Raw genomic sequence first — 3,433 nt, forward strand, 5'->3', positions numbered from 1 at the left:
CTGCTCCAGCGACCCTTCTGCCAGCACGCTGCCCTGGTGCAGCACGGTCACATGATCGGCAATGCTCCCCACAAAGCCCATGTCATGCTCCACCACCATCAGCGAATGCTTGCCAGCCAGGCCTTTGAACAGCTCGGCGGTAAATTCGGTCTCGGCATCGGTCATGCCGGCCACCGGCTCATCCAGCAGCAGCAATTGCGGCTCCTGCACCAGCAGCATGCCAATCTCCAGAAACTGCTTTTGCCCGTGGGACAGCAAGCCGGCCTGGCGCTGGGCCAGGGGCAGCAGGCGCAAGGTGGTCAGCACTTCTTCGATGCGCTGGCGCTGCTCACTGCCCAGGCGCGCCGCCAGGCTGGCCCATACCGACTTGTCGGTCTTCAGCGCCAGCTCCAGGTTCTGGTATACCGTCAACGCCTCGAACACCGTGGGCTTCTGGAACTTGCGACCAATACCTGCCTGGGCGATCTGGTACTCGCTCATGCGCGCCAGGTCGAGGGTGTCGCCAAAGAAGGCGCTACCGGTGTCCGGGCGGGTCTTGCCGGTGATCACGTCCATCATCGTGGTCTTGCCGGCACCGTTGGGGCCGATGATGCAGCGCAGCTCGCCCACGCCGATGTACAGGTTCAGCCCGTTGAGCGCCTTGAAACCATCGAAGCTGACGCTGATGTCCTCCAGGCTCAGCACCGTGCCGTGGCGGGTGTCCAGGCCCGCCTCGCGGCGGCTGCCCAGGCCAATGGCATCGCGGCCGGCCCCGAGGTTGTCGAAGACCGGTTCAAGCATGAATTCGGGGTGAGCAGGGGGCACGCCTCTCATGGCTGACTCCTTTTTTTCAACAAGCCGACCACGCCCTTGGGCAGGTACAGGGTGACGAGGATGAACAGCGCGCCCAGGAAGAACAGCCAGAACTCCGGGAAGGCCACGGTGAACCAGCTCTTCATGCCATTGACCAGGCCGGCGCCGAGCAGCGGGCCGATCAGCGTGCCGCGCCCGCCCAGGGCCACCCACACGGCGGCTTCGATGGAGTTGGTCGGCGACATTTCGCTGGGGTTGATGATGCCCACCTGCGGCACATACAACGCGCCCGCCAGGCCGCAGAGTACGGCGCTTAGCACCCACACCAGCAACTTGAAGCCGCGCGGGTCGTAACCGCAGAACATCAGGCGGTTCTCGGCGTCGCGCACGGCGGTGAGCAGGCGGCCGAACTTGCTGCGGGTCAGGCGCCAGCACAGGTACAGGCTGGCCAGCAGCAGGCCGACGGTGAGCAGGAACAGCACCGCGCGGGTCCCTTGGGCGGCAATGTCGAAGCCCAGGATGGTGCGGAAGCTGGTGAAACCGTTGTTGCCGCCAAAGCCGGTTTCGTTGCGGAAGAACAGCAACATGCCGGCGAAGGTCAGGGCCTGGGTCATGATCGAGAAGTACACGCCCTTGATCCGCGAGCGGAAGGCGAACCAGCCGAACACCAGTGCCAGCAGCCCAGGCGCCAGCACCACCAGGCACAGCGCCCAGGCGAAATGCTGGGTACCGGCCCAGTACCATGGCAGCTCGGTCCATGACAGGAAGGTCATGAACCCCGGCAGGCCATCACCGGCCGCCTGGCGCATCAGGTACATGCCCATGGCGTAGCCGCCCAAGGCGAAGAACAGGCCGTGACCCAGCGACAGCAGGCCGGCATAGCCCCAGACCAGGTCCAGGGCCAGGGCGACGATGGCGTAGCAGAGGATCTTGCCGACCAGGGTCAGGGTGTAGGCCGACACCTGTAGCACGTGGTCCGCCGGCAGCAGGGACAGCAGCGGCAGGGCCAGCAACAACAGGACGACGATGGCGCCGATGGCCAGGGTCAGGCGTGGCCCGGCCTTTTGCGTAGCGGTGACAAGCAGTGGCTGGTTCATCAGTCGATTACCCGTCCCTTGAGGGCGAACAGGCCTTGCGGGCGCTTCTGGATGAACAGAATGATCAACGCAAGGATGAGGATCTTGCCGAGCACGGCACCGATCTGCGGCTCCAGCAATTTGTTGGCGATGCCAAGGCCGAATGCGGCCCAGAGGCTCCCGGCCAGTTGCCCGACGCCACCCAGCACCACCACCAGGAACGAGTCGATGATGTAGCTCTGGCCCAGGTCCGGGCCGACGTTGCCGACCTGGCTCAGTGCCACGCCGCCGAGCCCGGCGATGCCAGAGCCCAAGCCGAAGGCGAGCATGTCGACGCGCCCGGTGGACACGCCGCAGCAGGCGGCCATGTTGCGGTTCTGGGTGACCGCGCGCACGTTCAGGCCCAGCCGCGTGCGGTTGAGCAGCAGCCAGGTGAGCAGCACCACGGCGAGGGCGAAGCCGATGATGACCAGGCGGTTGTAGGGCAGTACCAGGTTGGGCAGCAGCTGAATGCCGCCCGACAGCCACGCCGGGTTGCTGACCTCGACGTTTTGCGCGCCGAACAGCAGGCGGATGGCCTGAATCAGGATCAGGCTGATGCCCCAGGTGGCCAGCAGGGTTTCCAATGGGCGGCCGTAAAGGTGGCGAATGACCGTGCGCTCCAGCGCCATGCCCACGCCGGCACTGACCGCGAAGGCTACCGGCAGGGCAATCAGCGGGTAGAACTCGATAGCGCCCGGGGCGTAGCGCTGCACCAGCACCTGGACCATGTAGGTGCTGTAGGCGCCGAGCATCAGCATCTCGCCGTGGGCCATGTTGATCACCCCGAGCAGGCCGAAGGTGATCGCAAGGCCCAATGCCGCCAGCAGCAGGATCGAGCCCAGCGACAGGCCACTGAACGCCTGGCCGAGCAGTTCGCCGACCAGCAGCTTGCGCTTGACCTGGGCCAGGCTGGTCTCGGCAGCAGTACGCACGCCCGGGTCGGCTTCTGCGTCGGGTTGCAGCAGCGCTTCAAGGCGGGTGCGGGCCACCGGGTCACCGGTTTCGCCCAACAGGCGCACGGCGGCCAGGCGTACTGCCGGTTCGCTGGCGCCCAGTTGCAGGTTGGCCAGGGCCAGGCCGATGGCGGCGTGTACGGCGGCATCCGGCTCGCTGGCGAAGCGCCGGTCGAGGAAGGCCATTTGCGCGGGTTGTGCGCTTTTTTGCAGTTGTTGGGCGGCGGCCAGGCGCGTTTCGCTGTTGTCGCTGAGCAACCGGTGGCTGGCCAGGGCGTTGTCGATCAGGCCGCGCAGGCGGTTGTTCAGGCGTACCTTGCGGGTGTCGTCAGTACCAATGCGGCCCTGGCGCAGGTTGTCCAGCAGCGGCACGCGCGCGGCATCGGGTTGCGCCGCCCAGCTTTCGAGCAGGCGAGCCTGCTCGGCGGGCTTGGCGGTGAGGAAGAATTCGCCCTCGCTGGCCTGGGTGGCCATGGGGAGTAGCAGAAGCAGGGTGAGCAGCATTCTGAGCATGCGGGCAATCCTGGAATACAGTGGTGGATTCTTCGCGGGCTTGCCCGCTCCCACAGG

3 protein-coding genes are annotated in these 3,433 nt (G+C 66.1%); all 3 read right to left on the reverse strand.

The features are described 5' to 3' along the window. Positions 1 to 813: urea ABC transporter ATP-binding protein UrtD (gene urtD, locus ACK1VC_RS01485; protein ID WP_449117818.1), on the reverse strand; the 813-nt coding region annotated here is incomplete at its 3' end. Continuing rightward, positions 810 to 1,889: an urea ABC transporter permease subunit UrtC gene (gene urtC / locus ACK1VC_RS01490; RefSeq protein ID WP_016489400.1), complete on the reverse strand. Its 1,080-nt coding sequence runs from the start codon at positions 1,887 to 1,889 to the stop codon at positions 810 to 812. The genes urtD and urtC, both read right to left, overlap by 4 nt. Next, positions 1,889 to 3,376 carry an urea ABC transporter permease subunit UrtB gene (urtB, locus tag ACK1VC_RS01495; RefSeq protein ID WP_191087030.1) on the reverse strand — a complete coding sequence of 496 codons (1,488 nt, stop codon included), beginning with the start codon at positions 3,374 to 3,376 and terminating at the stop codon, positions 1,889 to 1,891. Before urtB ends, urtC begins: the two co-directional genes overlap by 1 nt. Between the last annotated feature and the right edge of the window lie 57 nt (positions 3,377 to 3,433).

The organism is Pseudomonas sp. XP2, from assembly GCF_053557975.1.

Coding starts and splice junctions, on each gene's coding strand:
- urtC (WP_016489400.1), bottom strand. CDS start 1,889: ATGAACCAGCCACTGCTTGTCACCGCTACGCAAAAGGCCGGGCCACGC.
- urtB (WP_191087030.1), bottom strand. CDS start 3,376: ATGCTCAGAATGCTGCTCACCCTGCTTCTGCTACTCCCCATGGCCACC.